This window comes from Pseudomonas sp. EA_65y_Pfl1_P113 (genome assembly GCF_963970525.1).
In the GTDB taxonomy this organism is placed as follows: Bacteria; Pseudomonadota; Gammaproteobacteria; order Pseudomonadales; family Pseudomonadaceae; genus Aquipseudomonas; species Aquipseudomonas tritici.
Map to the genome: position 1 here is coordinate 103,380 of NZ_CAXAQM010000013.1, position 25,865 is coordinate 129,244.

The window sequence follows — 25,865 nt, forward strand, 5'->3', positions numbered from 1 at the left end:
AAACAAAAACGCCCCGGGCGAACCGAGGCGTTGTATTACCCAGCGGATTAACGGCTGGCGAAGTACATGGTGACTTCGAAACCGATGCGCAGATCAGTGTAAGCAGGTTTGGACCAAGTCATGTTCTTACTCCTACGAAGGGATGGGACGTTCACTACCAAGTAATACATATAGTCCACCTCCAGTCGGAGATGTTCACAGGTATGCGTGGGAATGTTACGCAATTATTTTGAAGTTAGCGCTGTCTTGGTGGAAAAAGCCTATTGCAAGGGCGGCAATGATCAGTCTGCCGCTTGCCAGGTAGCCGAAATGCGCGCGCCGTTGGCGACGCAGCGCCAGCCGCCTGTGGCGTCGTTCAATTGCTGGGCGGCCAGTTGCAACGCTTCGAGGCTACAGGCTTGGATCCGGGATTGCAGTTGTTCCAGATAACCCGACGGATGGCCAGCCAGATGGGCGTGCCAGAGCAGGTCGGCAGCTTGAGCATTGGGCAGTGCCTGCGCTGAAAATTGTTGCGCCAGATCCAGGTTGCCGAGGTCGTCGCAGCCATTGATCAGTGCTGGCAGTTGCGCCAGGAAGGTTTGCAGGTGCTCGGCGATGCCTTCCAGGGAAACGCTGGGGGACTGTACGCCGAATAGCAGGCCGGTCTGGCCGTTTATCTGTCGGATGGCGCTGAACACGGCGTAGCCGATTTGCAGTTCTACTCGTAGCTTTTGGTAGAACGGCCCTTGGAGCAGATGGCCGAGCAGTCGCCACGCGGCCTCGTCCGCCAGGGATTGACCGGGTGTTGGGCAAAAAAGCAGCAGGGCGGCGTCGTTGGAGTCGGTTTTCACTTCATGCCAGATACGTTGGCCGCTGAGGGATGGCACCCTGTGATTTATGTTTGCGGGTTGCCCGGGCAGTCGGGCGGCTGCTGCTTTGACAGCGGCCTCATACGCGGCAGGAAAACCCAGTCCCAGGCCTTGCCAACGTGCGGTGGCCCACGATTCAGAACGAGGCGTGATAACGGTGCAGCAAGCGGGCAGGGCCTTGAGCAACTCCCGAATGGCGATCATCGGCGGTGAGGCAGGTTGCGCCTCTTGCGGTTGAATCAGACTCTGCGCCAAAACGTCCAGCACGGAGGGTATGGGTTCCAGCAGCCCTATCATTTTTACCAGCGCGTCATTGCCCAGGCTTTCGAACGACAATTCGACACCCGCCTGACGCGCATTTTCACGCAACGCCTGCAATGCGCTCTCCAGGCCGGTGGGGGCCGACTGCCATTGCAAATACAGTGCACCTTCACCACTGTCATCCGCCAGCGCCTGGCTGAAGTTCAATGCCGACACCTCCCGACGTCCGCGGGAGCGATCCTGGGCGAAGGTGCGCAACCCCCGGTGTGCGCTGGTCTGGCCGCGAATCAGGCCGGCGCGTTCTTCCTTGACTGATGGTCGTAGGAACGGGTTGTTCGGCGGCAGTTGCCAAGTGTGCGCGGAGGGTGGCAGCCGCAGCGAACCAAGCATGGCTTTGAGGGCGACGACATCCTGTTCCGAAAGCGCCTGGCTATCGTGTCTGGCCAAGGCCAGCGCGCCTTGGACCTGTCGTTGACGAACGGCCAACAGCGCGAACTCTTCCCGTAGTGAAGTCCAATCCCGCTGTGCGAAAAAGCTCAGCCAATCGTGCAGCAACGCCTCTATCTGCGTAGCCGACTTATCTTGGGCGCTGAGCGTGACGTCGATATCCAACACAGCTTGCCCGGCGAAGTGATAAAGCACCGACGCCTGCAGTGCACTGGCCAGTTGCCGCGCTTTCAGTTCAGCCAGCAAGCCGCCGGGTGCCGAGGCATTCAGCCAGGCACAGAGAAAATCCAGTGCTTCACGCGGCGCGTCACAAGTGATGACGTGGTGCAGGTGGTCATTGGCGATGTGCTGATAGCTCCGCGCTTCACCCTTCATCAAAGCCGGTGGCGCAGATTGTGGGCGTAGAGGTCCTGAGGTCAGTTGCTCACTGAACTGCTGTGCCAGGCTTTGCAGTTCATCCAGCGACAGTGGGCCGGCCAGGCTCAGCGTCATCTGCCCGCTCTGATAGAAATGCGCGTGGAACTCCCGCAATGCCTGCTGAAATGCCTCACGCTCCACCGGCAAGCTGTCGCGGTTGCCCGCATGAAAACCCCGCAGCGGATGGTCTGCGGCCAGGCCTTGCAGCAACGCGACTTGTTGCTGCGCCCCGACATCCTGGGACCAGGCGACAAACTCTGCGTGCAACACCTCGCGCTCGCGTAGCTGATCCTCCAGCGCCAGGCGTGGATGGGACAGCATGTCGGCCAAGCGCTCCAGGCCACTCGTAAACGTTGACGCCGGCAGCTCAAAGAAGAACGCCGTGGTGCGCTCACGGGTGCGCGCATTGACTTGGCCCCCATGACGCTGCACGTAGGCCATCAACCCCTCTGTGGTGGGAAAACGCTCGGTGCCGAGAAACAACAAATGTTCCAGAAAGTGAGCCAACCCCGGCCAGGCCAATGGCACGTCATGGCTGCCGGCCGACACCCGCAAAACGGCAGCGCAACGCTTCAAACGCGGGGCATGATGCAAGGAAACCCGCAAGCCATTGGCCAGGGTCAGGTGAAGGTGATGAGGGTGGGCCGGCGCAGGCATGGGCACTTCCGAAACATAGGAAGTGGCTATATTAACAAACCGCTACCCAACCCGTCGGGTCAGGGCTTGTACAGCGCGCCGTACAACTCGGGGCGGCGGTCATGCAGATAGTGATTGGCGGCGCGCGCATTGATGATCGATTGGCGCTCCAGCGTACCGACAATCAAGGCTTCATCCAGGCCAGCCTGGGCTATACGCTCGCCGTTCGGTGCAGCGATGCTACTTTGCCCGCAGTACAGGATCTCGCCTTCGTGCCCGCAGTAATTGGCGTAGGCCACATAGCATTGGTTCTCGAAGGCCCGCGCCCGCACGGTGACATCGGCCACAAAGTCGAACGGCACCATATTGGCGGTGGGCACCAGGATCAAGTCGGCACCGGCAAGGGCCAGGCGCCGGGTGTTTTCCGGGAACTCCAGGTCGTAGCAGATCAGGAAGCCAAGCTTCCAACCATTGAGTTCCACCAGCGGGAAATCGTCGTCACCGGCACTGAACATCGAGTGGTCCAGATCGCCAAACAGATGCGTCTTGCGGTAGTTGCACAGGCGCTGGCCGTGGGCGTCGATCAACTGCACGGCGTTGTAGAGCTGGCCGTCCTCGGCACGTTCCGGGTAACCGTACAGAATGGCCAGCCCGGCGCCTTTGGCCAGTTCGGCAATCGCCTGTGCGGATGGCCCGTCTTGCGCTTCAGCTAACGCGCCAACCGCTTCAGCGCCGATGTTGTAGCCGCTGAGAAACATCTCCGGCAGCACCAGCACATCGGCGCCGCACGCTTCATGGGCCAGTTGGTGCAGGCGCTTGAGGTTGCCGGCCACGTCCAGCGGCAGTGGTGGGCATTGGTAAAGGGCAACACGCATGCTCAGCTCCTTATTCGGCCAGGGCGATCGGCCCGATTTCGTCGAACACATCACCCGGCCCTGGGTTCTCCGGATGAGTACTGCCGCCGAAGTGGGTCATGATGCCCCATACCGCGTTCAATGAGGTTTGCACTGCGCCTTCGACCCAGGCCGGGGTCCAGGAAACGTCGTCACCTGCGATAAAAATCCCACGTTGCTCGGCGGGCATGTCCTTCTGCATGAAGTGCGCATACATACGCTGGTTATAGCGATAGTGGCCGGGCAATGCACCTTTGAAGGCGCCGAGGAAATGCGGGTCGGCTTCCCAGGACACCGTGATCGGGTCGCCGATGATGCGCGCCTTGATGTCGACTTTCGGGTAGATCTTGTTCAGCGCGTCGAGGGCCAGTTTCACGCGTTTATCGATGGGCTGCGGCAGCATCTTCAGTGCATCGCTCATCCACGAGTAAGACAGGCAAATCACCCCCGGCTTATCGTCACCATTGTCGAACAGATAAGTGCCACGGGTCAGGCGATCCGTGAGGGTCATGCTCATCAGGTCGCGGCCGGTTTCCGGGTCTTTGTCTTTCCAGAACGGGCGGTCAACCATCACGAACGTTTTTGATGACTGCATGTAGCGGGTGCGGTCCAGGGCCATCCACATCTTTTGCGAGAACAGGGTTTCGTCGCATTCGATCTGGGTGGTCAGCAGCCAGCTTTGGCAGGTGGTCAGCACGGCGGCGTATTCGCGGGTGTCGCCGTAGTTGTCGGTGACGGCAAAGCGGCCGTCGGCGGCATGGGCGATGCGTTTCACCCCGGCCCGCGGCGCACCACGGTGCAACGAACTGAGGCTAGTGCCGGCCGGCCAGTGGGCGCAACGCTCCGGCACATGGCGCCAAATGCCCATCGGCACCTGGGCCACGCCGCCGACGACCAAGTGTTGGTGATCGTCGCAGTTGGTCATCACCACGCGGAAGATTTCCAACATCGAGTTGGGGAAGTCCGAATCCCAGCCGCCAGTGCCGAAACCGACCTGGCCGAATACTTCGCGATGGTGAAACGACAACTTGGCGAAAGCCTTCGACGTGGCAACGAAGTCGTAGAAGGTGCGGTCGTCCCACAGTGGCACCAGCTTATTCCACAGCTCTTTGAGGCGTGGCACGTCACGGTCGCGGATGGCTTGCTGGATATCGCCGAACTGCGAGCCGGCTTCCAAGGCGTCGGCCCAGGCGTCGGCGACTTCTTGAAACAGCGCAGGAAGATCGGACAGTTTTTGTGCGTAGTGAGTCTGGCCTTCCAGGTCAATCACCGTGCTGCCGGAGGCTGGCGTCAGCGGGTTGGGGAAGGGTTTGGTTTCCAGGCCGAGTTTGTCCACGTAGTGGTAGAACGCGGTGGACGACACCGGGAAGCGCATGCCACCCAGCTCGGCGATGATGCCTTCGGCGCCTTCGAAGGCTTGGGAGCGCAGGCGGCCGCCCATTTTCGAAGCTTCATACACCACCGGCTTGAGACCCAGTTTCATCAGCTCGTAGGCGGCAACCAGGCCCGCGATCCCTGCACCGACGATCGCCACTTCGGCGCCATGGTTGGCGACGGGAATGCTGCCCAGGCCGGCCGGGTGCTCGATCCAATCATCAAAGGCAAACGGAAAATCCGGGCCAAAGATGGTGATGGGTTTTTTACCGTCTGCAGGGTGGCGATTGGTCTTGCTGATGGTGCTGGACGGAATGCTCATGGTTGACCTTACTGGCGACTGGGCGGACGTGACCCGCTGAGTATAGGAAAAGATGGCAGCCAGTTTAGGGAGCGTAGCGTTCGTTAATAAGACGCAAAGTGTCGTCGGATTGGACTGTTTTTAGTCGTAATGACGAAGTTGGTGGTCAAATTGGCTGCCCGCGATCCAATTTGTTACTCAAGATGATTGAGGTCGTGGTTTTCTCCACGCCGTCCACACTGCCTATTTGGTCGAGTAATTGGTCCAACTGCTCCGGCGAGTCAGTGCGCAGCCAGGCCACGTAATCGAACTCTCCACTGACCGCGCACAACTGTTGCACCTGCGCCATGGCACTCAGTCTGCGCAACACTTCTTTACCCGAGCGTGCCTGCACGGTGATGCCCACATACGCCTGCAAACCACCGTCCACCACCCGCTGGCCGAGACGCACACCATAACCGGTGATCACCTGGGTTTTCTCCAGGCGCGCCAGGCGTGAGGTCACCGTGGTGCGCGCGATGCCCAACTGCCGGGCAAGCATGGCCACGCTTTCGCGGGCGTTGATTTGCAGGGCGGCTATTAGTTGGCGGTCGATTTCATCTAGGGCAGGCAAGGGGTGCTCCGGTATGGGCGGCGATGGGGAGCATATTACAGGCTTCCAGACACACAAAAGCCGCGCATTGCGCGGCTTTTAAGTTTGGTGGGCCCAGTAGGACTCGAACCTACGACCAAGACATTATGAGTTGCTGGGCGAACTGGTATGCCTAGAGAAAGCGTTCTTAGGTGAACGTAGGTTGGCATGGCTGGATGCCCCGTATTACTTGGTGTTGAGCGTAATTCAGAGTGAGTGGCTCAAGCTGAGTGCTGTCGCGTGGTTGTACGGTTTTTACGGCCTTTGAGTTTCGCAATTCGCCTCGCAGCTCCAAACCACGTTCCATTCACAGATCGAGAAGCAAAACGCGGCTTGGCCTGGGGCATGCCTATAGTCTGACTTTAAAGGTTGGCGATTGCGGTGACCTTTCATGTGCGCTATATCCGTGCTGTCTAGGATCAGAATTAGGACGCGCCCGCTGAGTTCGCGAGGCTGGTCAATGTGGTATTACACATTTACGACTGCGCCTGGCCTGCGTTACAGCCGCCATTCATCATTTAGCAGTGATTTTGGCGGCATCTAACCTACGTTAGGCGTTACCAGTATGTTCAAAGTAACCCCCAATCCGCCGGCAAGGTCCAACGCTAAGATCATCGATCAACGCGCTGTTGATCGACTGTTATCCCATCTGATTTGGGTCAGAGACGGCACCGAGAAATCGTGCCGGGGCTTCAGTCCCCCTCCGTGAACCGCCGCCGCGTCAGGAATAGCACCACGCCCAGCGGCACGGCCAGCAGTGCTAGCAGCTCCAGGTCAAAGCCCAGCACCTGCTGCTCACCAACCTTGAAGATGCTGACCAAGCCCGTTGCCAGTAGGGCCAAACCCAGCCACTTGCGCAGCGGGTATGGTTTCAGAAACTGAACGAGGATCGCGCCCAGCACCAGAAGGACGACAGTTTGCATGATGTAGGGCATGTGCACTTCCTCAGACCTTGATGACCAGCGTCACGACAGAGCGCTGTGGGCCAATCCCGCCATGGACCTCTCCCTCGATGCTGACCAGCACGTCACCTGCATGCAGGTTCGGCAGGGCCCCTTTGAGGTACCAGTTGACACCTGTCGTCACCACTGCACCTGAAGCCCAGCCAATGAGCGGCCCGCCCAACGCACCTACCTTGCCGGCAACGCCACCTGAGGCCGCAGCAATTCCCTTGGCGACGTTGCCCCGCATAGTGCTGATAGCATCGGCCTGCTGCCGGGTGAGGGGATTGGAAATGCAGACTTTCAGCAGGCATGGCAGGTTTCGAGCCTGCATTCGGTCGTACATATCGACGACCATGCCGTTAACTTGGTAATGGGCGCGTTTCGCTTCGCCAAAGTGCAACTCGCGCAGGCGACCTCGGTCGCTTTCCATGAGGGTGATTTGAGACAGATTGAAGACGATCCCTTCCGCGGACCTGTACTGCGTGGTCTTCTCAAACTTCATGCGCGTATCCATTCGTGCAAAAAGACGATGATTTTCTACACGCGGTGACTAAGATGCAAATGGTCTTTGATGTAAGGCCCCGGGGAATTTGACGTCTGCACGGGCCTCATCGCCAGCAAGCCAACTCCCCGTTAATAACACATCGAGCGCGTCGGTTTTGGAGACGTTAGGTGTGTTACGCCATACTTTCGCCAGTCACTACATGATGAATGGTGGCGACATCCTGACGCTGCAGCGTGTGCTTGGGCATTCGACCTTGGCCATGACTCAACAGTACGCGCACTTCAGCCCTGGACACATGGCAGAGGTCGTTTCGTTAAACCCTTAGCGGGCATTTTCGAGAAGGATCATGATGAAAAAGTGGCCGAGAATTCAGCCGTCGAAAAATGAGATTGGACAAATCTTGGGTGGAACCACTTTTTTGCACTGTTTCGGCTTGAGTTTTCCAAGCCCTAGAAGCGACGAAAGCCACGCGGTGCGTGGCTTTCAAAGTGGTGGGCCCAGTAGGACTCGAACCTACGACCAAGGGATTATGAGTCCCCTGCTCTAACCAACTGAGCTATAGGCCCTCAGTAGGTCGCGGATTATAGCGATGGTTTCCCCGCTGTGCTATCCGAAAAATCCTTAATGCTCATACGAAGAAAGGTCGCGGCAAAAACCTCGGGCGGTAGCGGCAGGCTGACGATGTAGCCTTGCATCTGTTCGCAGCCTTCGGCAGCCAGGAAGGCTTGCTGTGCGGGGTTCTCCACGCCTTCGGCGATGATAGTGAATTGCATGCTGTGGCCCAGGGCGATAATGGCGCGCACGATCGCTGCGTCGTGGGGGTCGTCGGGCAGGCCGCGGACGAAGGATTGATCGATCTTGAGGAAATCCAGCGGCAGGCGTTTGAGGTAGCTGAGGGATGAATAGCCGGTGCCAAAATCATCGATGGCCAGTTGTACGCCCAGGTCTTTGAGCTGGTGCAGTACCTCCAGCGCTTCTTCGGCCTGGCTCATGATGAAGTTCTCGGTGATCTCCAGTTGCAGGCAGCCTGGGTCGAGCCGGTAGTCGTGCAATAGCTGTTCGATGCGAGCGAGCAAGCCTTGGTGACGCAGTTGGGCGCCGGCCAGGTTGACCGACAGCGGGCCAAATGCGTCGAAAGTGCCTTGCCAGGCATGCATTTGTCGGCAGGCCTGTTCCAGCACCCAGTCACCGATCTGCAGGATCATGCCGTTCTCTTCGGCGAGGGCAATGAAGTGTTCGGGCGGCACGTCGCCAAAGGTGGGATGGCGCCAGCGGATCAGCGCTTCGGCGCCGATCAGTGCTTGAGTATTCAGGCTCAGTTTTGGCTGGTAGTACAGGGTCAGTTCATCGCGCTCGATGGCGCGGCGCAGTTCATGTTCGAGTGCCACGCGTTCGTTGGCCTGCGCAGTAAGGTCGCGGGTATAGCTTTCGACCCGGTTACGTCCCTTGGCCTTGGAGCGGTACATCGCAGCGTCGGCATTTTTGACCAGCGTCGCGACGTCGGTACCGTCCTGCGGGTATAGGCTGGTGCCGATGCTGGCGCTGATGAAGAACTCGTGTTCACCTGCCTGGAAGGGTGGGGTGAAGCAGGCCAGCAGTTTATTGGCCAGGTATTGGGCATCGCTGGGGTGCTGCAGGCCGGGGAGCAGGATGATGAACTCGTCGCCGCCCAGGCGAGCAACGGTGTCGATGTCGCGCAGTTGTTCCTTGAGGCGCGCCGCGACGTCTTTGAGCAGCAAGTCGCCGATAGGGTGGCCGAGGCTGTCGTTGATGTGTTTGAAGCGGTCCAGATCGAGAAACAGTACGGCGCCCTGTTTGCCGGTTTCTTGATGCCCATTGAGGGCGGCCAGCAATCGGTTTTCGAACAAAGTGCGGTTGGGCAGGCCGGTCAATGGATCGTGATGCGCCTGGTAATCGAGACGGGCCTGGGCCAGCTTGAGGCTGGAGATGTCGGCAAACACCGCGACGAAGTGCGTGATCAACTGATCGCGATTACGCACGGCGCTGATCGTCAGCCAGCTGGGGTACAGCTCGCCGTTCTTGCGTCGGTTGGAGATCTCGCCCTGCCAATGCCCTTGAGCTGTCAGTTGGTGCCACATCGCCGCGTAGAAGGCGCTGTCATGCAGGCCGGAGGCAAGCAAGCGCGGCGTATGGCCGAGGGCTTCGGCCTCGCTGTAGCCGGTTATCTCGGTGAAGGCGCGGTTGACGGCGCTGATGTTCTGCCGGATATCAGTGATCAAGACGCCTTCGGCCGTGCTTTCGAACACCGTGGCGGCCTGTTGCAGTTTTTCCTGCATCAGTTGGCGTTCGGTGATGTCCCGCGCAATGGTCAGCATGCAGTCTTCGTCGCCGATAGGCAGTGGGCGGCTGGACAACTCGCACAGGCGAATCTGCCCATCGTTGCGACGAATATGGCAGATGAAATCACGCACAAAGCCATCGCGCTGCATCAGTTCCAGCATGTGTTTGCGTTCGTTGAGGTCGACCCAGATGCCCAGGTCCAGGGTTGATTGGTCGAGGGATGTTGCGCTGGTGAAACCCGTGATTCGACTGAAACCATCGTTCACTTCAATCAACAGTCCATCACGCTGTCGGCTCAGCAGCAAGCCGTCGGGGGAGGCGTGGAAGGCCTTGGCGAATTTCTCTTCGGAGGTTTGCAGTTGTTGCTGGGTTTCCTTGAGTTGAGTGATGTCTCGCACCGCCACCACGATGGCCTCGGTGGTGTCCAATTGGAACGGCTCGGCGGAAATCAGCCCGATGAAGGCTTGGCCATTGCTGCGCAGAAAGGGCATTTCGAGGTTGCGGATGCTGGTGGTCTGCACCCGTTGCAGCAGGTCGGGGCCGACACCCTGGATGCCCCAGATATTCAGTTCGGTGGCGGTTTTGCCGACGACCTGTTCCGCCGTCAGGCCAATCTGGTCTTCGAACGCCTTGTTCACCTCCAGCAAGCAGCCATCAGACAGCCGTGCGATCACTAGCATGTCTGGGCATTGCTGGAACACCGAGGCAAATTTTTGCTCGGACAGTTGCAAGGCTTCTTCAGTGCGCTTGGCCTCGCTGATATCGATCATCAAGCCGCGCAGTACGGGCTCATGGCCGTGCTCGATCAGGCTGACGATGTCGCGCACCCACAAGCAGCGCCCATCTGCGGTGATCACCCGGTAGTCGACGCTGTGGTCGCGATTGGCGCGGGTTTCCTGGTAGCAGTAGGCTTCGGTGCGGATCAGGTCGGCAGGGTGAATGATGTTGCGCCAGAACCCCGGGATCAGCCAGTGGGCGCGCGGATAACCCAGTAATTCCTCAGCGTGGGGCGAAACATAGCTGTAGGTGAAGTCGGTGATACTGGCTTCCCAGGCGATGGCGGACAGGCTTTCCACCAAGCCGCGATAGTGATATTCGCTGCTGCGCAGTTTCTGTTCGAGGGCGACGCGTCGGGAAATTTCCGAACTGAGCCGACGATTGATTCGAATCATCACGGCCAGCACGGTGCTCAGCAACAGTACCGCAGGCAGGCCGTAAGTCAGCAGATCCCTCCAGAAGGTGCGGTGGTCGGTAAAGCTACCGACCCAATGTTGTTGGATCGCATCGGTTTCGTCCGGGCTGAGGTCGGCCAGTACCTTATCGAGGATGCCCACCAGTACTTTGTTGTCGCGCGGTACGCCCATCGCCAGTTGGTAACGGTAGGGCGTTTCACCGCTGACGTACAAACCGTCGAGCTTGAGTTGGCGCAGGCTCCAGACACTTGAGGCCAGGTCGCCGACCACCGCATCCACCTCATCGGTGGCTAAGGCTTGCAGGGTCGAGCTGACATTCGGCATGGTCGCCAGGTTGAGGTCGGGATGGTGGGTGCGGAGCAACTCATGGGGCGCATAGTTTTCCACCACGGCAATCTTCAATCCGTAGAGGTCCTTAAGGGTGCGTGGTTTCGCGCCGCCTTCGTGGGCCAGGATGACGATGGGGAAATCAAGGTACGGGCGGGTAAATGCCATGTAGCGCTGGCGTTCCGGCGTGGACATGATGCCAGGCAGCAGGTCGACTTGGTTGTTCCGGGCCTGCTCCAGCAAGGCGCTCCAGTTCGCCGGCTCGATCAACTTGACCCGCACGCCGAGGCGATCCTGGATCAGGCGCACGTAATCCGCCGCCAGGCCTTGGTAGCGGCCATCTTCGTCATGGTATTCAAAGGGTGGCCATGACGCGTCCACTCCCAGGCGCAACTCCTGATGGTCCGCCAGCCAGCCGCGCTCATCATCGCTAAGACTCAACGCGCCAGCCGTCGCGGTCCAGGTCAGCAGCCACAGTAAAAACACAGCCTGCAGTCTGGGCATAACGGTCTCGTTATGGCACGGGGAATGTTTCGAGTGTAGACGGGCATTACGGGGGAGGGGGATTACGGACGGTTTTATCGATACAAAACAAAACCCCCGGCCTGGGCCGGGGGTTTTGGTATCACTCGTCGAGGAAGGAGCGCAGATGCTCGCTTCGCGTCGGGTGGCGCAACTTGCGCAGCGCCTTGGCTTCGATCTGACGGATCCGTTCACGGGTCACGTCAAACTGCTTACCGACTTCCTCAAGGGTGTGGTCGGTATTCATGTCGATGCCGAAACGCATGCGCAGTACCTTGGCTTCACGAGCAGTGAGGCCGGAGAGTACGTCGCGAGTCGCTTCCTTAAGGCTCTCAACGGTGGCGACATCGATTGGCGACTGCATAGTCGAGTCTTCGATGAAGTCACCCAGATGGGAGTCTTCGTCATCACCAATCGGCGTTTCCATGGAGATCGGCTCTTTAGCGATCTTCAATACCTTGCGGATTTTGTCCTCAGGCATTTCCATGCGTTCGCCCAGCTCTTCCGGGGTCGGTTCACGACCCATTTCCTGCAACATCTGCCGGGAAATGCGGTTCAGCTTGTTGATGGTCTCGATCATGTGCACCGGAATACGGATGGTGCGGGCCTGGTCGGCGATCGAGCGAGTGATCGCCTGACGGATCCACCAAGTGGCATAAGTCGAGAACTTGTAGCCACGACGGTATTCAAACTTGTCCACAGCCTTCATCAAGCCGATGTTGCCTTCCTGGATCAAGTCGAGGAATTGCAGGCCACGGTTGGTGTACTTCTTGGCGATGGAGATCACCAGACGCAAGTTCGCTTCGACCATCTCTTTCTTCGCGCGGCGGGCCTTGGCCTCACCGATCGACATGCGACGGTTGATGTCCTTGATCTCGGCAACCGTCAGACCGGTTTCGGTCTGCAGTGCGATCAGCTTTTGCTGGCAGCGAATGATGTCCGGCTGCAGGCGACCAATGGCTTCGGCGTATTTGCCTTTGCCTTTGGCGAGGCCGTCGGACCAGCTTTCGTCAGCTTCGTTGCCCGGGAACTGGCGCAGGAAGTCGGTGCGCGGCATGCGCGCATCACGGACACAGAGCTGCATGATCGCACGCTCTTGTGCACGCAGACGCTCAAGGGCACTGCGAACACGCTCGACCAGGCCTTCGAATTGCTTCGGTACCAGCTTGATCGGCATGAACAGTTCGGCGAGCGCCACCAGCTCGGCAATAACCAGCTTATTGCCGCGACCGTGCTTTTTCAGCGCCTTGCGGGTGATTTCCATTTGATCGGAAACCGCACCGAAACGCTGGGCAGCCACGATCGGATCCGGACCGCTTTCAACTTCATCTTCGTCGTCGCTGCTGGCTTCAGCATCGTCGTCTTCGGAATCGTCGTTGGCTTTCACCGCTTTCGGGTCGACAGGCGGCGGCACTTCGGCGGCAGGCGGCGCAATGCCGTCGTCCGGATCGATGTAGCCACTCAGCACGTCGGACAGGCGACCACCTTCGGTGGTGACGCGGGTGTACTCGGAGAGAATATGGTCAACCGTGCCAGGGAAGTGCGCGATTGCGCCCATCACTTCACGGATGCCCTCTTCGATACGCTTGGCGATTTCGATTTCGCCTTCGCGTGTCAGCAGCTCGACGGTACCCATTTCACGCATATACATGCGCACAGGGTCGGTGGTTCGACCGATATCGGTCTCCACAGCAGCCAGCGCGGCAGCAGCTTCTTCAGCTGCAGCCTCGTCGGTATCGGCGTCCGCCAGCATAAGAGAATCCTTATCTGGCGCAGCTTCGAATACGTTGATCCCCATGTCGTTAATCATGCGGATGATGTCTTCCACCTGCTCTGGATCTGAAATATCCTCAGGCAGGTGGTCGTTGACCTCCGCGTAAGTCAGGTAACCCTGCTCACGACCGAGAACGATCAACTCTTTGATACGAGACTGCTGTTGCGCTTTTCCGGACATAACACCCTATCCACTGAAGGTCTTGGCGGGCAAAAAACAAGCCGAGGATTATACCCGAGCTATGACCTCACACGCCAGCTGAGGTCGGGTTTGATGCGGAAACATTCTGTTTTAAGAGGTCGCGCATCTGTTTTGCTATCTGATTTTGCTCTTCAGCCGATAATCCAGGCTGCCTTGCTCTCTTGATGAGTTCATCGAGGGTCTGCGTGTGCTGACCCGCAGATAACCTAGTAATGGTGTCTAAAAACTGTTGTTCAAGGTTATCGCCGTCAATTAGCCACTCCTTTTCCGCGAGTGCTTTCAATAGGCGGCCTTGTTCGGTGCCATGCCAACGAGCCATCAGCTGAATTGAGTTTAGCTTAGGATTTTTCTGTACCGCCTCGATCAAGGCGATCAGCACCTGAGCGTAGGTGTTGCTCGCGTTGGCAAAATGGTCGGCGCTCTCGACCTTGCCCGCCAGTTGCGGGTGATGGATGAGCGTACGCAACGCAATGAGCGTTGGCGCTTCTACGGCCACAGGCGTTCGCGGGGCGAAGGCCTCATCGCGATCACCGCGCTTGCCGTTCTTGCTCCAGGGTTTGTTGTCCCATTTCTTGCCGCCGGCGCCGGGCTTCTTCGGTGTCCACTCCTGCTGGGGCGTGTAGGCCTCCTGCGGTTGGTGGAAGTCGGAGTAGTCCGGCATAGCGTCGTAATCCATGCCTGGGTCATAGGTCGGCGGCGCCTCCTGCGGTGCGTTGTGCACCAGCTGGCTGACGGCTTCGCCGCTCAGTCCAGTGATTTCCAGCAGGCGCATGCGCATCAGTGATTTCAGGTTGGCGCCTGGGACTTTATCGATCAGCGGCGCCGCGAGGGTGGCCATGTGGGCCTTGCCTTCGAGGGAGCGCGGGTCGGCCTCTTCGGTCAGTTGCTGGAAAAAATAGTCTGCCAGGGGCTGTGCATGTTGATTGATGCGCGCGCGGAACGCGTCGGTGCCTTCGGAGCGCACCAAGGTGTCCGGGTCTTCGCCTTCAGGCAGGAACAGGAAGCGTGCGCGACGCCCGTCCTGCAGGCTCGACAGCGTTGCTTCAAGTGCGCGCCAGGCGGCGTTGCGGCCGGCCTGATCGCCGTCAAAGCAGAACAATACGCTGGGCACCACGCGAAACAGGCGCTTCATGTGTTCTTCGCTGGTGGCGGTGCCGAGTGTGGCCACGGCGTTGCGCAGGCCCTGTTGGGCGAGCGCGATCACGTCCATATAGCCTTCAACCACGATGATCTCATCGAGGTTGCGGTTGTTCTTGCGCGCCTCGAACAGGCCGTAGAGTTCCTGGCCTTTGTGGAACACCGCGGTTTCCGGGGAGTTCAGGTACTTGGGCTTGTCATCCCCCAGTACTCGACCACCAAAGGCGATGATGCGGCCACGGCTGTCGCGGATCGGGAACATCACGCGGTCGCGGAAGCGGTCATAGCGTTTGCCGGTTTCGGCGTTTTCCACCAGCAGGCCGGCGTCGATCATGGCTTTTTGCTGGAGAGTGTCGCTGCTCAAGTGCTTGTACAGGTTGTCCCAGCCGGGCGGGGCGAAGCCGAGGCCGAAGTCACGGGCGATTTCACCGGTGAGGCCGCGGCCCTTGAGGTAGTCGACGGCGGCTTTGCGCTGCGGATGGCTTTTAAGCGCCTGGCGGTAGAAGTCGGCAGCGGCGGTCAGCAGTGGGTACAGCGGCGAATCTGTGGGTTGCCGCGGTTTGTGCGGTCGGCCACTTTCTTCGCGAGGGATTTCCATGCCGGCAGCTTTCGCCAGGTCCTCGATCGCCTGGGGGAAATCCAGGTTGTCGTGGTCCATGAGAAAGCCCAGGGCGTTACCGCCTGCGCCGCAACCGAAGCAGTAGTAGAACTGTTTGTCGGGGCTGACGCTGAACGATGGGGTTTTCTCTTTGTGAAACGGGCAGCAAGCGGTGTAGTTCTTGCCGGCTTTTTTCAGTTGCACGCGCGAGCTGACAACATCGACGATGTCGGTGCGGTTCAGAAGGTCGTCAATAAAGCTCTGGGGAATTAGCCCGGCCATGGCGTTCTCGTCATCACTGCGTGTAAATGAGGGCCCGCTAAGTGCTCAAGCGCACGTATCGTGTGGCTCGATCATCGGTTGTCTGCTTGGGCTTTCAGGAAGTGTATCTGCCGATCATTCACTGACGTTAATTTCAATCAGGTTTTCGGCATGGAAATGTTGCCCTGGCCTCCGGTCTTGGCCAATGGCGGGCCTCGGAAGCGCATTGTCGGGCACAGTCGATACAGTTGATCGCCTGCTTGAATAATAAGTGTGCGCGTCAGTAGCCTTGTTAGGCTCGTCAGAAGAGACGTGCACCGCTGGCAAAAGAGCCAGTCCTGACGTGTGAAGCAGTTGTCTCAGTCGCATGTGCGGCGTCAACAGTGAAGCATCAAGCGATATCCGCAAATGCCATTAGCCCGGCTGAGGGCCGGGCTTGGCAGAAGCTTGCTACGGACGTCTGTGTATTAGTACAGACGAACGGCGCGGCGCTGTTCGCGCTGAACTTTCTTGGCGTGACGCTTAACAGCGGCTGCTGCTTTACGCTTACGCTCAGAAGTTGGCTTCTCATAAAATTCGCGGCTACGAACTTCAGCCAGTACACCGGCTTTTTCGCAGGAGCGCTTGAAACGACGCAGAGCTACGTCGAAGGGTTCGTTCTCTTTAACTTTGACGGCTGGCATCCAGAGCTACCTTCTTTCATTACCGGGATCAACGTTCTCGTCGCAAAAAATTCGCGGCTGAGGTCGTCGGTTTTTAAGGGTTGCGGATGTTAACCCCTCATTGCCCGGAATGCAAAGCCTCTGATCGAAAACCGCTAGTCGGGAGGGGGAGTGGCGACTATTATGCGCGCCTTCGAATCTAGCCTCTACAAGGCGCAAACCCATGCTAGTACTGGGACTTGAAACCTCCTGCGACGAAACCGGTGTCGCACTTTACGACAGTGAACGCGGGCTCTTGGCCGATGCGCTGTTCAGTCAGATCGACCTGCACCGCGCCTATGGCGGCGTGGTGCCGGAGCTGGCCAGCCGTGATCACGTCAAACGCATGCTGCCCCTGATTCGCCAGGTGCTGGATGAGGCCGGTTGCGTGCCGACCGAGATCGACGCGATCGCCTACACCGCTGGCCCTGGATTGGTCGGAGCCCTGCTGGTTGGGGCCTCTTGCGCCCAGGCGCTGGCTTTTGCCTGGGGTATTCCAGCCCTCGGTGTGCACCATATGGAAGGCCATTTATTGGCGCCCATGCTGGAAAAAACGCCACCAGAGTTCCCGTTCGTCGCTTTGTTGGTTTCAGGCGGCCATACGCAACTGGTTCAGGTGGATGGAATCGGCCAATACACCCTTTTGGGTGAGTCCCTGGATGACGCCGCCGGTGAGGCGTTCGACAAGACCGCGAAGATGATGGGCCTCAATTATCCCGGCGGCCCGGAAATCGCCCGTCTTGCCGAAAAAGGCGTTGCCGGCCGTTATACCTTCCCACGCCCGATGTGCGATCGGCCTGGCCTGATGTTCAGTTTCAGTGGTTTGAAAACCTCTGCGCTGAACACCTGGCAGCAAAGCGTCAGCGCCGGGGACGACAGTGAGCAAGCCCGTTGCGACATCGCGCTGGCGTTCCAGCAGGCCGTGGTGGAGACTTTGACCATCAAGTGCCAGCGCGCCCTGAAACAGGCGGGCATGAAGCGCCTGGTGATCGCAGGCGGCGTCAGTGCCAACAAGGCGTTGCGCACGTCACTGGAAAAAATGCTCGGTGAGATGAAGGGCGACGTTTTCTACGCGCGGCCAGAGTTTTGCACCGACAATGGCGCGATGATCGCCTATGCCGGTTGCCAACGCTTGCAGGCGGGGCAGCACGAAAGCCTGGCGATCAGTGTGCAGGCGCGCTGGCCGATGGAGCAGTTGTCGCCGCTGTAGGGCCGTAACGTGAGCCGGGCTCATCGAACGTATTTAAAAATGCCGTTCGCGCCCGGCAAACAGGTCGCGTAAATTGCCCCGGTGGCGCCAGACGATCAGCAGTGTCAGTGCGCTCATCGGCAACAACGCCGCCGGTTCTTGCCAGGCCAACAGCGGCAGGGTGAGCGGGGTGGCGATCAGCGCGGCGAGTGAGCTGGTGCGGGTCAGGTAGAACGTCAGGAGCCAGGCAAGTACAGCCAGCAACGCCGCCGGTGGGTAAATCCCCAGCAGCATGCCGGCTGCCGTGGCGACGCCTTTGCCACCGCGAAAGCGGAAGTACAGTGGAAACAGATGGCCGAGGACGGCGCATATGCCGATCCAGGCCTGTTGTTGCAGGGTAAGGCCGGCGAGGCTGGCGATCAGCACGGGCAGCAAGCCCTTGGACACGTCGCCCAGCAGCGTGAGCACGGCGAGCTTCTTACCGGCCAGGCGCAACATATTGGTGGCGCCGGCATTGCCTGAGCCACTCATTCGCGGATCGGGATTTCCCGTCAGGCGGCTGAGCAAAATGGCGAAGGACAGCGAGCCGAGCAGGTAGGCGAGGATCGCCAGTGACCAAAACATGCTAACTATTCCGGGTGAGGACGCCCTGATTCTAACGGGGCATTGCGCCCTTGTCGTGCTGCGGAGAAGAGTGCTTGGACAGAGTGTTTATCGAAGGCCTGGAAGTCGACACCGTCATCGGGGCCTATGACTGGGAGCGCGGGATACGCCAATGCCTGCGCCTGGACCTGAGCTTCGCCTGGGATAACCGCCCGGCCGCCGCTGGCGATGACCTGACCCTGGCACTGGATTACGCCAGCGTGTCCGCTCGCATCCAGGCATTTGCCGAGCAATCCCAGTACCAGTTGGTGGAAACCTTCGCCGAACGCCTGGCGCAAGTACTGATGAGTGAGTTCCAGATTCCTTGGCTGCACCTCAAGTTGACCAAGCCGGGGGCCGTGCCGGCTGCCAAGGGTGTGGGCGTGGAGATCGAGCGCGGATGTCGCTAACTCAGGTATACCTTGGCCTAGGCAGCAATATCGAGCGCGAATCTCATCTGCGCGCCGGCCTTGACGCGCTGGCGAGCTTTTTGACGGATGTGCGCTGCTCGCCAGTGTTCGAAAGCCAGCCGGTGGGCATCAAGAGCGGTCCGTTCTTCAATCTGGTGGTCTCGGCCTACACCGACCTGCCGCTGATGGCGCTGGATCGCCGGTTGAAATTCATCGAGGCCGATAATGGTCGCTATGCACCGGACCGCAAGGGCCTGCCGCTGGATATCGATGTGCTGCTGTACGGCGAGCTGGTGGGTAACTTCGATGGTTTGGTCCTGCCGCGTGCAGAGATCCTGAAAAACGCGTTTGTGCTGTGGCCGCTGTCGTTGATGGCGCCAGAGCGTGTGCATCCTGAAGTGGGCAAGACCCTGGCTGAGTTATGGCGCAATGCGCAAATCGACCAGGTGCTCGCGCCTGTCGGGTTTGAATGGCAAGGCCAGCAACTCACCCCAGACGCGCTCTTGTAGGCGCCGAGCTTGCTGTGGTGAGGGAGCAAGCGCCCTCACCACAGCAGGGCCGCGTCTAGGAAATAGGCTGTTCTTTGTAGGCCTTCAGCGCTTTCAGGCGTTCGCGTTTGAGCGCTTCACCCAGTTCCGGGCCTTTGAAGCCTTTTTCCAGCAGTGGTGCCACCGGCACTTCGCGCGCCTCCTTCGCCGCCCCGCGCAAATAATCCGCCTGTGGATAACTTCGCTGCTCTAAGCCTTTTCGGCCTCGGGCATCCATCTCGCACGCAACCACAAACTCTTCAAAGCGCTGCGGCCGCCGGTAAACGTCGAAACTTTGCAGCAATTCCAGCAGCGTCGAGGCTTTCAACTCCAGCGCCCGATGGCCGTGGGTGTGATATTGGCCCACCAGCAGCGCCAGCTCCTGGCAGTCCTTCGGTACTTTGAAGCGTTCATTGACGGCCTTGATCAGCTTCAAGCCGGTGTGTTCGTGAGCAATATGCTGCGGTAACTTATCCACCGGCGTCAGGCCCTTGCCCAAGTCATGCAGCAGGCAGGCCCAGCGCACGGTCAGCGGCTGTTTATGCAGGGCGGCCTGTTCCAGCACGCTCAAAGTGTGTATGCCCGTATCGATTTCGGGGTGATGGGCTTCGGGTTGCGGTACGCCGAACAGTGCATCGACTTCGGGCATCAAGGTTTTCAATGCATCGCAGTCGCGCAGTACTTGGATAAACACCTGGGGCTGGTCTTCCATCAGCGCTCGGGAGATTTCTTTCCAGCTGCGCTCAGGCGTCAGGGCTTCCAGTTCGCCGGATTCGCTGAGTTGACGCATCAGCGCCAGTGTTTCCGGAGCGACCGTAAAACCCTGGTGCGCGTAACGTGCAGCAAAGCGCGCAACGCGGAGCACTCGTAGCGGATCTTCGGCGAACGCCGGGGAAACGTGGCGCAGGATGCGCGCTTCAAGATCATGCTGGCCATGATAAGGGTCGGTCAAATTACCCTCATCGTCTTCCGCCATGGCGTTGATGGTCAGGTCGCGACGGATCAGGTCTTCTTCCAGCGTCACCTCTGGGCTCGCATGAAACACAAAGCCGCCATAACCCCGGCCACTCTTGCGCTCTGTGCGGGCAAGGGCGTATTCATCGCCATTTTTCGGGTCGAGAAACACGGGGAAGTCAGCGCCGACGGGTTTGAAACCTTTGGCCAGCATCTCTTCGGTGGTCGCCCCCACGACGACGCGGTCAACATCGGTGACCTTGATGCCCAGCAGGCGGTCACGCACGGCACCGCCGACTTTGTAGATTTTCATGAAAAAGCCTCCATTAGCCGCACAGGATACCGCCTGTGCCTAGCCAATGGAGGCTTTGCTGTTTCAGAGATGAACGACGGCGAGGTCCAGTCGGCCGTAGTCGTTGTCGCCATGCTCGCTGCGCGGCGGTACATGGTGAGTCTTCATCACTTGGTCGCCCTGCAGCGTTTCCAAATGAATGTCGAAGCCCCATAGGCGGTGCAGGTGCTTGAGTACTTCCTCGGTGGATTCGCCCAGGGGTTTGCGGTCATGTTGCTGGTGGCGCAAGGTCAACGAGCGATCGCCGCGCACATCGATGCTGTAGATCTGCACATTCGGCTCGCGGTTGCCCAGGTTGTACTGCGCCGCCAGCGTTTCGCGGATGGTGCGGTAGCCGGGCTCGTCGTGGATGGCCGGTACCACCAGGTCATCCTTGAGGTCGTCATCCATGATGCTGAACAGCTTGAGGTCCCGAATCACCTGGGGTGACAGGTACTGCAGGATAAAACTCTCGTCCTTGAAACTGCTCATGGCGAACTTGATGGTGGACAACCAATCGGTGCCAGCGATTTCCGGGAACCAGCGGCGGTCTTCTTCGGTAGGGTGTTCGCACATACGCCGGATATCGCGGTACATGGCGAAGCCCAGTGCGTAGGGGTTGATACCACTGTAATACGGGCTGTCGAACCCCGGCTGGAACACCACGCTGGTGTGGGAGGTGAGGAACTCCATCATGAAACCGTCAGTGACCAGGCCTTCGTCGTACAGGTCGTTCATCAGCGTGTAGTGCCAGAACGTCGCCCAGCCTTCGTTCATCACTTGGGTCTGGCGCTGTGGATAAAAATACTGGGCGATCTTACGCACGATGCGAACGATTTCCCGTTGCCAGGGCTCCAGCAGTGGGGCGTGTTTTTCCAGAAAGTACAGGATGTTTTCCTGAGGTTCGGCGGGGAAGCGCGCATTGTCCTTGTCGCTGTTTTTGCCTGCACGTTTTGGAATGGTGCGCCACAGGTCGTTGATCTGTTTTTGCAGGTGCTCCTCGCGTTCCTTCTGGCGCAGGCGTTCTTCTTCGGCGGAAATCGGGTAGGGCCGTTTGTAGCGGTCGACCCCGTAGTTCATCAGCGCATGGCAAGAGTCGAGCAAGTCTTCCACCGCATCAATGCCGTGGCGTTCCTCGCATTGCATGATGTACTGCTTGGCGAACACTAGGTAATCAATGATTGAACTGGCATCGGTCCAGGTGCGGAACAGGTAATTGCCCTTGAAGAAGCTGTTGTGTCCGTAGCAGGCATGGGCCACCACCAGCGCCTGCATGCAGATGGTGTTTTCTTCCATCAGGTAGGCAATGCACGGGTCGGAGTTGATCACGATCTCGTACGCCAAACCCATCTGTCCTCGGGTGTAGGACTTCTCGGTGCTGAGAAAGTGTTTGCCGTAGGACCAATGGTGATACCCCAACGGCATGCCGACAGAGGCGTAGGCATCCATCATCTGTTCCGCGGTGATCACTTCGATCTGGTTGGGGTAGGTGTCCAAGGCATAACCCGCCGCGATGCGGCTGATTTCCCGGTCATAGGCCTGGATCAGTTCAAAGGTCCACTCGGACCCCGTGGATATGGGTTGGCGCTTATGCTCTTTTTTGGCGGTCATGTCACTAACCTGCGCTGGAAGAGTTCACGGAAGACCGGGTAGATATCGCCGGCCGAGACCAGTTGCTGCTGGGCGAATGTGTCTGCAAAGGCTTCGCCAATGCGCTCGTATTCGAACCACAGGGCCTGATGCTCACGGGGGGTGATTTCAACGTAAGTGTAGTACTGCACGAACGGCATGATCTGGTTGATCAGGATGTCGCGGCAGATGGGCGAGTCGTCGTTCCAGTTGTCACCGTCCGAGGCCTGGGCCGCGTAGATGTTCCACTCGTTGGCGGGGTAGCGCTCGGCCATGATCTCCTGCATCAGCTTCAAGGCACTGGAGACGATGGTCCCACCCGTTTCCCGTGAATAGAAAAACTCCTCCTCGTCGACCTCCCGCGCGCTGGTGTGATGGCGGATGAACACTACGTCGATCTTGTCGTAGTTCCGCTTGAGAAACAGGTAAAGCAGGATAAAGAAGCGCTTGGCGATGTCCTTGGTGGCCTGGGTCATGGAGCCGGACACGTCCATCAGGCAGAACATCACTGCCTTGGAGTTGGGGTTGGGTTGTTTGACCAGCAAGTTGTATTTCAAGTCAAAGGTGTCTAGGAACGGCACACGATGAATGCGCGCACTGAGTTTCTCGATTTCCGCCTCGATTTGCTGAATGTCGCCGAAGTTGTCCGGTTCCTCACGTTTCAAACGCGCCAGCTCTTCCTTGGCATCTCTCAGTTTGGCGCGGCTGCTGCCTGACAGTGCGATGCGCCGCGCGTGGGCCGAGCGCAGGGTACGGATGATATTGATGCGGGAAGGGTTGCCCTCGTTGCTGATCCCGGCGCGAACGGTCTTGAAGGTGTCGGTGCCGGTCAGGTTGCGCTTGACCAGATTAGGCAGCTCCAGGTCCTCGAACATGAATTCGAGAAATTCTTCCTGAGTGATCTGGAACACGAACTCGTCCATGCCTTCGCCGGAATTGCCCGCCTTGCCAGGGCCTTTACCGCCGCCACCGCCTTGTGGGCGCTGGATGTGCTCACCGGTGGTGAATTCCTTGTTGCCCGGATGCACGACGGTCTGTTTGCCGCCCCGGCCGTGGTGCAGCACCGGTTCGTCGATGTCCCGTCCGGGAATGCTGATTTGCTCGCCATGCTCCATATCCGTAATGGAGCGGCGGCTGATGGCCTCCTCGACGGCTTTTTTGATGTGGTCACGGTAACGCCGCAGGAAACGCTGGCGGTTTACCGTGCTCTTGTTCTTGCCATTGAGGCGTCGGTCGATCACATAGCTCATAGGCCCCTCCGGGGAGCTTCAAGTCGTAAGCTACAAGCCGCAAGTCAAAGCCCATCAATTCCGCGCAACCACGGGTTCAATAGCTTTTCTCTTGCGGCTTTCAGCTAGAAGCTTGCAGCTGCCTCACTGCGATTTCCGGACCCGTAGGTACCATTCCGAAAGAAGCCGTACCTGTTTGTCGGTGTAGCCGCGCTCGACCATTCGTGTGACGAAGTCGTTGTGCTTTTGCTGATCCTCCTTGCTGGCCTTGGCGTTGAAGCTGATGACCGGCAGCAGATCCTCGGTGTTGGAGAACATTTTCTTCTCGATGACCACTCGCAGCTTCTCGTAGCTGAGCCAAGTCGGGTTCTTGCCATTGTTGTTGGCCCGGGCGCGCAGCACGAAGTTGACGATTTCGTTGCGGAAATCCTTCGGATTGCTGATGCCGGCCGGTTTCTCAATTTTCTCAAGTTCCTCGTTGAGTGCGACGCGGTTGAGGATCTCGCCGGTTTCCGGGTCGCGGTATTCCTGGTCCTGGATCCAGAAGTCGGCGTACAGCACGTAACGGTCGAAGATATTCTGGCCGTACTCGCTGTAGGACTCCAGGTACGCGGTCTGGATTTCCTTGCCGATGAATTCGATGTAGCGCGGCGCCAGGTACTCCTTGAGGAAACGCAGGTAGCGCTCGCGGGTTTCCGCCTGGAATTGCTCCTGTTCGATCTGCTGTTCCAGCACGTAAAGCAGGTGCACCGGGTTGGCGGCGATTTCGTGGGGGTCAAAGTTGAAGACCTTGGACAGGATTTTGAACGCGAAGCGCGTCGACAGGCCGTTCATGCCCTCGTCCACACCTGCCGTGTCGCGGTATTCCTGGATCGACTTGGCCTTGGGATCGGTGTCCTTGAGGTTTTCACCGTCGTACACGCGCATCTTCGAATAGATATTCGAGTTCTCCGGCTCCTTGAGGCGCGACAGCACAGTGAACTGGGCGAGCATCTTCAGGGTGTCGGGTGCGCAATGGGCCTTGGCCAGGGAGCTGTTGAACAGCAGCTTGTCGTAGATCTTGATTTCATCGCTGACGCGCAGGCAGTACGGCACCTTGACGATGTAGATCCGGTCGATGAAGGCTTCGTTATTCTTGTTGTTACGGAAGGTGTGCCATTCCGATTCATTGGAGTGGGCCAGCAGGATTCCGGTGAACGGAATCGCGCCCAGCCCTTCAGTGCTGTTGTAGTTGCCTTCCTGGGTTGCGGTAAGCAGTGGGTGCAGCACCTTGATCGGCGCCTTGAACATCTCCACGAACTCCATCAGGCCCTGGTTGGCCCGGCACAGTGCGCCTGAATAGCTGTAGGCGTCGGCGTCGTTTTGCGGGAATTCTTCGAGTTTACGGATATCGACCTTGCCCACCAGTGCCGAGATATCCTGGTTGTTCTCGTCACCCGGTTCGGTCTTGGCCACGCCGATCTGGTTGAGGATGGACGGGTAGAGTTTCACCACGCGGAATTGGCTGATGTCACCGCCGAATTCGGCCAGGCGCTTGGTGGCCCAGGGCGACATGATGGTGTTGAGGTAACGGCGCGGGATGCCGAAGTCTTCTTCGAGGATTGCGCCATCTTCCGTGGCGTTGAACAGGCCCAGGGGCGACTCGAAGACCGGTGAGCCCTTGATGGCGTAGAAGGGCACCTTCTCGATCAGTTGTTTGAGTTTTTCGGCCAGGGACGACTTACCGCCGCCGACGGGGCCGAGCAGGTAGAGGATCTGTTTCTTCTCTTCCAGGCCCTGGGCGGCGTGGCGGAAGTAGGAGACGATCTGGTCAATGCACTCTTCCATGCCGTGGAAGTCTTCAAAGGCCGGATAGCGGCGGATCACCTTGTTGGAGAATATTCGCGACAGCCGCGAGTTGTTGGCGGTTTCCACCAGCTCCGGCTCGCCAATTGCCAGTAGCAGGCGTTCGGCGGCAGACGCGTAGGTGCTGCGGTCCTGTTTGCACAGCTCGAGATACTCTTGCAGCGTGAGTTCTTCTTGCTGTGTGGACGCGAAGCGTTGTTGGAAGTGGCTAAAGATACTCATGACGTCGTCACCTCGCTCGATACGTGGAGCCGACGCCGGATCAATCAGTCGATGCTGGCAGACATTGGCAGACGCCAATGACTGTTTTCCCCCCAAGCACCCTGAAACACTACCGATGACCCGCACGCCGGTGTACCGGCTCTCCCCTGATTCGGATGGCCTGCGCTTAAGGATAGTTCGGAATCGGAGAGGTCAAGGCGCGATGCGCAATTAGTTTGGCTGCGCCGTTCGTCAGAAACGGCGCGAGCCCAAGCGTCACGCGGGGTAGCGGGGTGTTAAAAAAATTATTGCGAATCGCCGGAAGAAATTTCTGCAGGAAAGGTCGTACGCCACAGCTCAAAGCCGCCATCCAGGCTATAGACGTCGGAGAAGCCCTGGCTGATCAGATAAGCCGCAGCGCTCTGGCTGGAGTTGCCGTGGTAGCAGGCCACGATCACGGGCGCATCGAGGTCGGCGGCGCGGATGAAATCGGCGATGTTGACGTTGTCCAGGTGCTGGGCGCCGCGGATGTGGGCGGCCAGATAAGTCGGCTGGTCACGGATGTCGACCACTACGGCGCCTTTCTCGCGCAGGGCCTGGGCTTGTTCGGGAGGGATACGTTTGAATTCGCTCATG

The 25,865-nt window shown here is 58.9% G+C and carries 20 protein-coding genes, 1 tRNA gene and 1 pseudogene; 4 read left to right on the top strand and 18 right to left on the bottom strand.

The features are described from left to right. Positions 1 to 47 precede the first annotated feature (47 nt). The 7 genes from pqqA to AACY52_RS14460 all read right to left on the bottom strand — a co-directional run bounded on the left by pqqA (position 48) and on the right by AACY52_RS14460 (position 7,254). Complete coding sequence (pqqA, locus tag AACY52_RS14430; RefSeq protein ID WP_003194766.1) at positions 48 to 122, bottom strand: pyrroloquinoline quinone precursor peptide PqqA; 75 nt, start codon at positions 120 to 122, stop codon at positions 48 to 50. A 159-nt stretch (positions 123 to 281) separates the two neighbouring features. Further along, positions 282 to 2,630 (bottom strand): pyrroloquinoline quinone biosynthesis protein PqqF, encoded by a 2,349-nt coding sequence (gene pqqF / locus AACY52_RS14435; RefSeq protein WP_339415390.1) that lies wholly within the window; start codon positions 2,628 to 2,630, stop codon positions 282 to 284. Positions 2,631 to 2,689: 59 nt separating this feature from the next. After that, the gene (locus tag AACY52_RS14440; protein WP_339415391.1) at positions 2,690 to 3,484 is read right to left on the bottom strand and encodes a carbon-nitrogen hydrolase family protein; all 795 of its coding nucleotides are present in this window, start codon (positions 3,482 to 3,484) and stop codon (positions 2,690 to 2,692) included. Positions 3,485 to 3,494: 10 nt separating this feature from the next. After that, positions 3,495 to 5,177 carry an NAD(P)/FAD-dependent oxidoreductase gene (locus AACY52_RS14445; RefSeq protein WP_339427693.1) on the bottom strand — a complete coding sequence of 561 codons (1,683 nt, stop codon included), beginning with the start codon at positions 5,175 to 5,177 and terminating at the stop codon, positions 3,495 to 3,497. Positions 5,178 to 5,343: 166 nt separating this feature from the next. Next, a complete protein-coding gene (locus tag AACY52_RS14450; protein ID WP_010206997.1) occupies positions 5,344 to 5,790 on the bottom strand; it encodes an Lrp/AsnC family transcriptional regulator in 447 nt (148 codons plus the stop codon). A 710-nt stretch (positions 5,791 to 6,500) separates the two neighbouring features. Continuing rightward, positions 6,501 to 6,743 (bottom strand): hypothetical protein, encoded by a 243-nt coding sequence (locus tag AACY52_RS14455; RefSeq protein WP_054594326.1) that lies wholly within the window; start codon positions 6,741 to 6,743, stop codon positions 6,501 to 6,503. A gap of 10 nt (positions 6,744 to 6,753) precedes the next feature. Then, the gene (locus tag AACY52_RS14460; RefSeq protein WP_339415392.1) at positions 6,754 to 7,254 is read right to left on the bottom strand and encodes a hypothetical protein; all 501 of its coding nucleotides are present in this window, start codon (positions 7,252 to 7,254) and stop codon (positions 6,754 to 6,756) included. A gap of 172 nt (positions 7,255 to 7,426) precedes the next feature. Between AACY52_RS14460 and AACY52_RS14465 the strand changes: the two are divergent. Further along, positions 7,427 to 7,582, top strand: a pseudogene (locus AACY52_RS14465) (tyrosine-type recombinase/integrase); the annotation flags it as partial. A 164-nt stretch (positions 7,583 to 7,746) separates the two neighbouring features. Here the strand turns inward: AACY52_RS14465 and AACY52_RS14470 are convergent. The 5 genes from AACY52_RS14470 to rpsU all read right to left on the bottom strand — a co-directional run bounded on the left by AACY52_RS14470 (position 7,747) and on the right by rpsU (position 16,254). Continuing rightward, a tRNA-Ile gene (locus AACY52_RS14470) sits at positions 7,747 to 7,823 on the bottom strand. A 15-nt stretch (positions 7,824 to 7,838) separates the two neighbouring features. Continuing rightward, positions 7,839 to 11,582, bottom strand: a complete 3,744-nt coding sequence (locus AACY52_RS14475; protein ID WP_339494968.1) for an EAL domain-containing protein — start codon at positions 11,580 to 11,582, stop codon at positions 7,839 to 7,841. Positions 11,583 to 11,703: 121 nt separating this feature from the next. Then, positions 11,704 to 13,554 carry an RNA polymerase sigma factor RpoD gene (gene rpoD / locus AACY52_RS14480; protein ID WP_339415409.1) on the bottom strand — a complete coding sequence of 617 codons (1,851 nt, stop codon included), beginning with the start codon at positions 13,552 to 13,554 and terminating at the stop codon, positions 11,704 to 11,706. Positions 13,555 to 13,621: 67 nt separating this feature from the next. Next, positions 13,622 to 15,592 carry a DNA primase gene (dnaG, locus tag AACY52_RS14485; protein WP_339415410.1) on the bottom strand — a complete coding sequence of 657 codons (1,971 nt, stop codon included), beginning with the start codon at positions 15,590 to 15,592 and terminating at the stop codon, positions 13,622 to 13,624. 446 nt (positions 15,593 to 16,038) lie between these two features. Beyond that, positions 16,039 to 16,254, bottom strand: coding sequence for a 30S ribosomal protein S21 (gene rpsU, locus AACY52_RS14490; protein ID WP_002551877.1), 216 nt, complete (start codon positions 16,252 to 16,254; stop codon positions 16,039 to 16,041). A gap of 202 nt (positions 16,255 to 16,456) precedes the next feature. Here rpsU and tsaD point away from each other — a divergent pair, with 202 nt between their 5' ends. Continuing rightward, complete coding sequence (tsaD, locus tag AACY52_RS14495) at positions 16,457 to 17,482, top strand: tRNA (adenosine(37)-N6)-threonylcarbamoyltransferase complex transferase subunit TsaD (RefSeq protein WP_339560568.1); 1,026 nt, start codon at positions 16,457 to 16,459, stop codon at positions 17,480 to 17,482. A 33-nt stretch (positions 17,483 to 17,515) separates the two neighbouring features. On the opposite strand, the gene plsY is transcribed toward tsaD, so the two are convergent. Further along, positions 17,516 to 18,085, bottom strand: coding sequence for a glycerol-3-phosphate 1-O-acyltransferase PlsY (plsY, locus tag AACY52_RS14500; RefSeq protein ID WP_339415411.1), 570 nt, complete (start codon positions 18,083 to 18,085; stop codon positions 17,516 to 17,518). 74 nt (positions 18,086 to 18,159) lie between these two features. Here plsY and folB point away from each other — a divergent pair, with 74 nt between their 5' ends. Both folB and folK read left to right on the top strand, forming a co-directional pair. Then, positions 18,160 to 18,513 (top strand): dihydroneopterin aldolase, encoded by a 354-nt coding sequence (gene folB, locus AACY52_RS14505; RefSeq protein WP_032883867.1) that lies wholly within the window; start codon positions 18,160 to 18,162, stop codon positions 18,511 to 18,513. Continuing rightward, on the top strand, positions 18,504 to 19,022 hold the full coding sequence (gene folK / locus AACY52_RS14510; RefSeq protein ID WP_339415412.1) for a 2-amino-4-hydroxy-6-hydroxymethyldihydropteridine diphosphokinase: 519 nt from the start codon (positions 18,504 to 18,506) through the stop codon (positions 19,020 to 19,022). Before folB ends, folK begins: the two co-directional genes overlap by 10 nt. A gap of 55 nt (positions 19,023 to 19,077) precedes the next feature. Here folK and AACY52_RS14515 read toward each other — a convergent pair whose 3' ends face one another. The 5 genes from AACY52_RS14515 to glpE all read right to left on the bottom strand — a co-directional run bounded on the left by AACY52_RS14515 (position 19,078) and on the right by glpE (position 25,864). Then, positions 19,078 to 20,307 carry a multifunctional CCA addition/repair protein gene (locus AACY52_RS14515; protein WP_339436910.1) on the bottom strand — a complete coding sequence of 410 codons (1,230 nt, stop codon included), beginning with the start codon at positions 20,305 to 20,307 and terminating at the stop codon, positions 19,078 to 19,080. 63 nt (positions 20,308 to 20,370) lie between these two features. Continuing rightward, complete coding sequence (locus AACY52_RS14520; protein WP_049711259.1) at positions 20,371 to 21,936, bottom strand: SpoVR family protein; 1,566 nt, start codon at positions 21,934 to 21,936, stop codon at positions 20,371 to 20,373. Next, positions 21,933 to 23,204, bottom strand: coding sequence for a YeaH/YhbH family protein (locus AACY52_RS14525; RefSeq protein ID WP_339560569.1), 1,272 nt, complete (start codon positions 23,202 to 23,204; stop codon positions 21,933 to 21,935). The genes AACY52_RS14520 and AACY52_RS14525 overlap by 4 nt, the downstream gene beginning before the upstream one ends. 123 nt (positions 23,205 to 23,327) lie before the next feature. Continuing rightward, positions 23,328 to 25,250 (bottom strand): PrkA family serine protein kinase, encoded by a 1,923-nt coding sequence (locus AACY52_RS14530; RefSeq protein ID WP_003194732.1) that lies wholly within the window; start codon positions 25,248 to 25,250, stop codon positions 23,328 to 23,330. A 284-nt stretch (positions 25,251 to 25,534) separates the two neighbouring features. Next, complete coding sequence (gene glpE / locus AACY52_RS14535) at positions 25,535 to 25,864, bottom strand: thiosulfate sulfurtransferase GlpE (protein WP_339428469.1); 330 nt, start codon at positions 25,862 to 25,864, stop codon at positions 25,535 to 25,537. Position 25,865 lies beyond the last annotated feature (1 nt).

Coding starts and splice junctions, on each gene's coding strand:
- folK (WP_339415412.1), top strand. CDS start 18,504: ATGTCGCTAACTCAGGTATACCTTGGCCTAGGCAGCAATATCGAGCGC.
- dnaG (WP_339415410.1), bottom strand. CDS start 15,592: ATGGCCGGGCTAATTCCCCAGAGCTTTATTGACGACCTTCTGAACCGC.
- rpoD (WP_339415409.1), bottom strand. CDS start 13,554: ATGTCCGGAAAAGCGCAACAGCAGTCTCGTATCAAAGAGTTGATCGTT.
- AACY52_RS14515 (WP_339436910.1), bottom strand. CDS start 20,307: ATGAAAATCTACAAAGTCGGCGGTGCCGTGCGTGACCGCCTGCTGGGC.
- tsaD (WP_339560568.1), top strand. CDS start 16,457: ATGCTAGTACTGGGACTTGAAACCTCCTGCGACGAAACCGGTGTCGCA.
- AACY52_RS14440 (WP_339415391.1), bottom strand. CDS start 3,484: ATGCGTGTTGCCCTTTACCAATGCCCACCACTGCCGCTGGACGTGGCC.
- rpsU (WP_002551877.1), bottom strand. CDS start 16,254: ATGCCAGCCGTCAAAGTTAAAGAGAACGAACCCTTCGACGTAGCTCTG.
- AACY52_RS14455 (WP_054594326.1), bottom strand. CDS start 6,743: ATGCCCTACATCATGCAAACTGTCGTCCTTCTGGTGCTGGGCGCGATC.
- AACY52_RS14530 (WP_003194732.1), bottom strand. CDS start 25,250: ATGAGTATCTTTAGCCACTTCCAACAACGCTTCGCGTCCACACAGCAA.
- AACY52_RS14520 (WP_049711259.1), bottom strand. CDS start 21,936: ATGACCGCCAAAAAAGAGCATAAGCGCCAACCCATATCCACGGGGTCC.
- AACY52_RS14525 (WP_339560569.1), bottom strand. CDS start 23,204: ATGAGCTATGTGATCGACCGACGCCTCAATGGCAAGAACAAGAGCACG.
- AACY52_RS14460 (WP_339415392.1), bottom strand. CDS start 7,254: ATGAAGTTTGAGAAGACCACGCAGTACAGGTCCGCGGAAGGGATCGTC.
- glpE (WP_339428469.1), bottom strand. CDS start 25,864: ATGAGCGAATTCAAACGTATCCCTCCCGAACAAGCCCAGGCCCTGCGC.
- plsY (WP_339415411.1), bottom strand. CDS start 18,085: ATGTTTTGGTCACTGGCGATCCTCGCCTACCTGCTCGGCTCGCTGTCC.
- pqqF (WP_339415390.1), bottom strand. CDS start 2,630: ATGCCTGCGCCGGCCCACCCTCATCACCTTCACCTGACCCTGGCCAAT.
- AACY52_RS14475 (WP_339494968.1), bottom strand. CDS start 11,582: ATGCCCAGACTGCAGGCTGTGTTTTTACTGTGGCTGCTGACCTGGACC.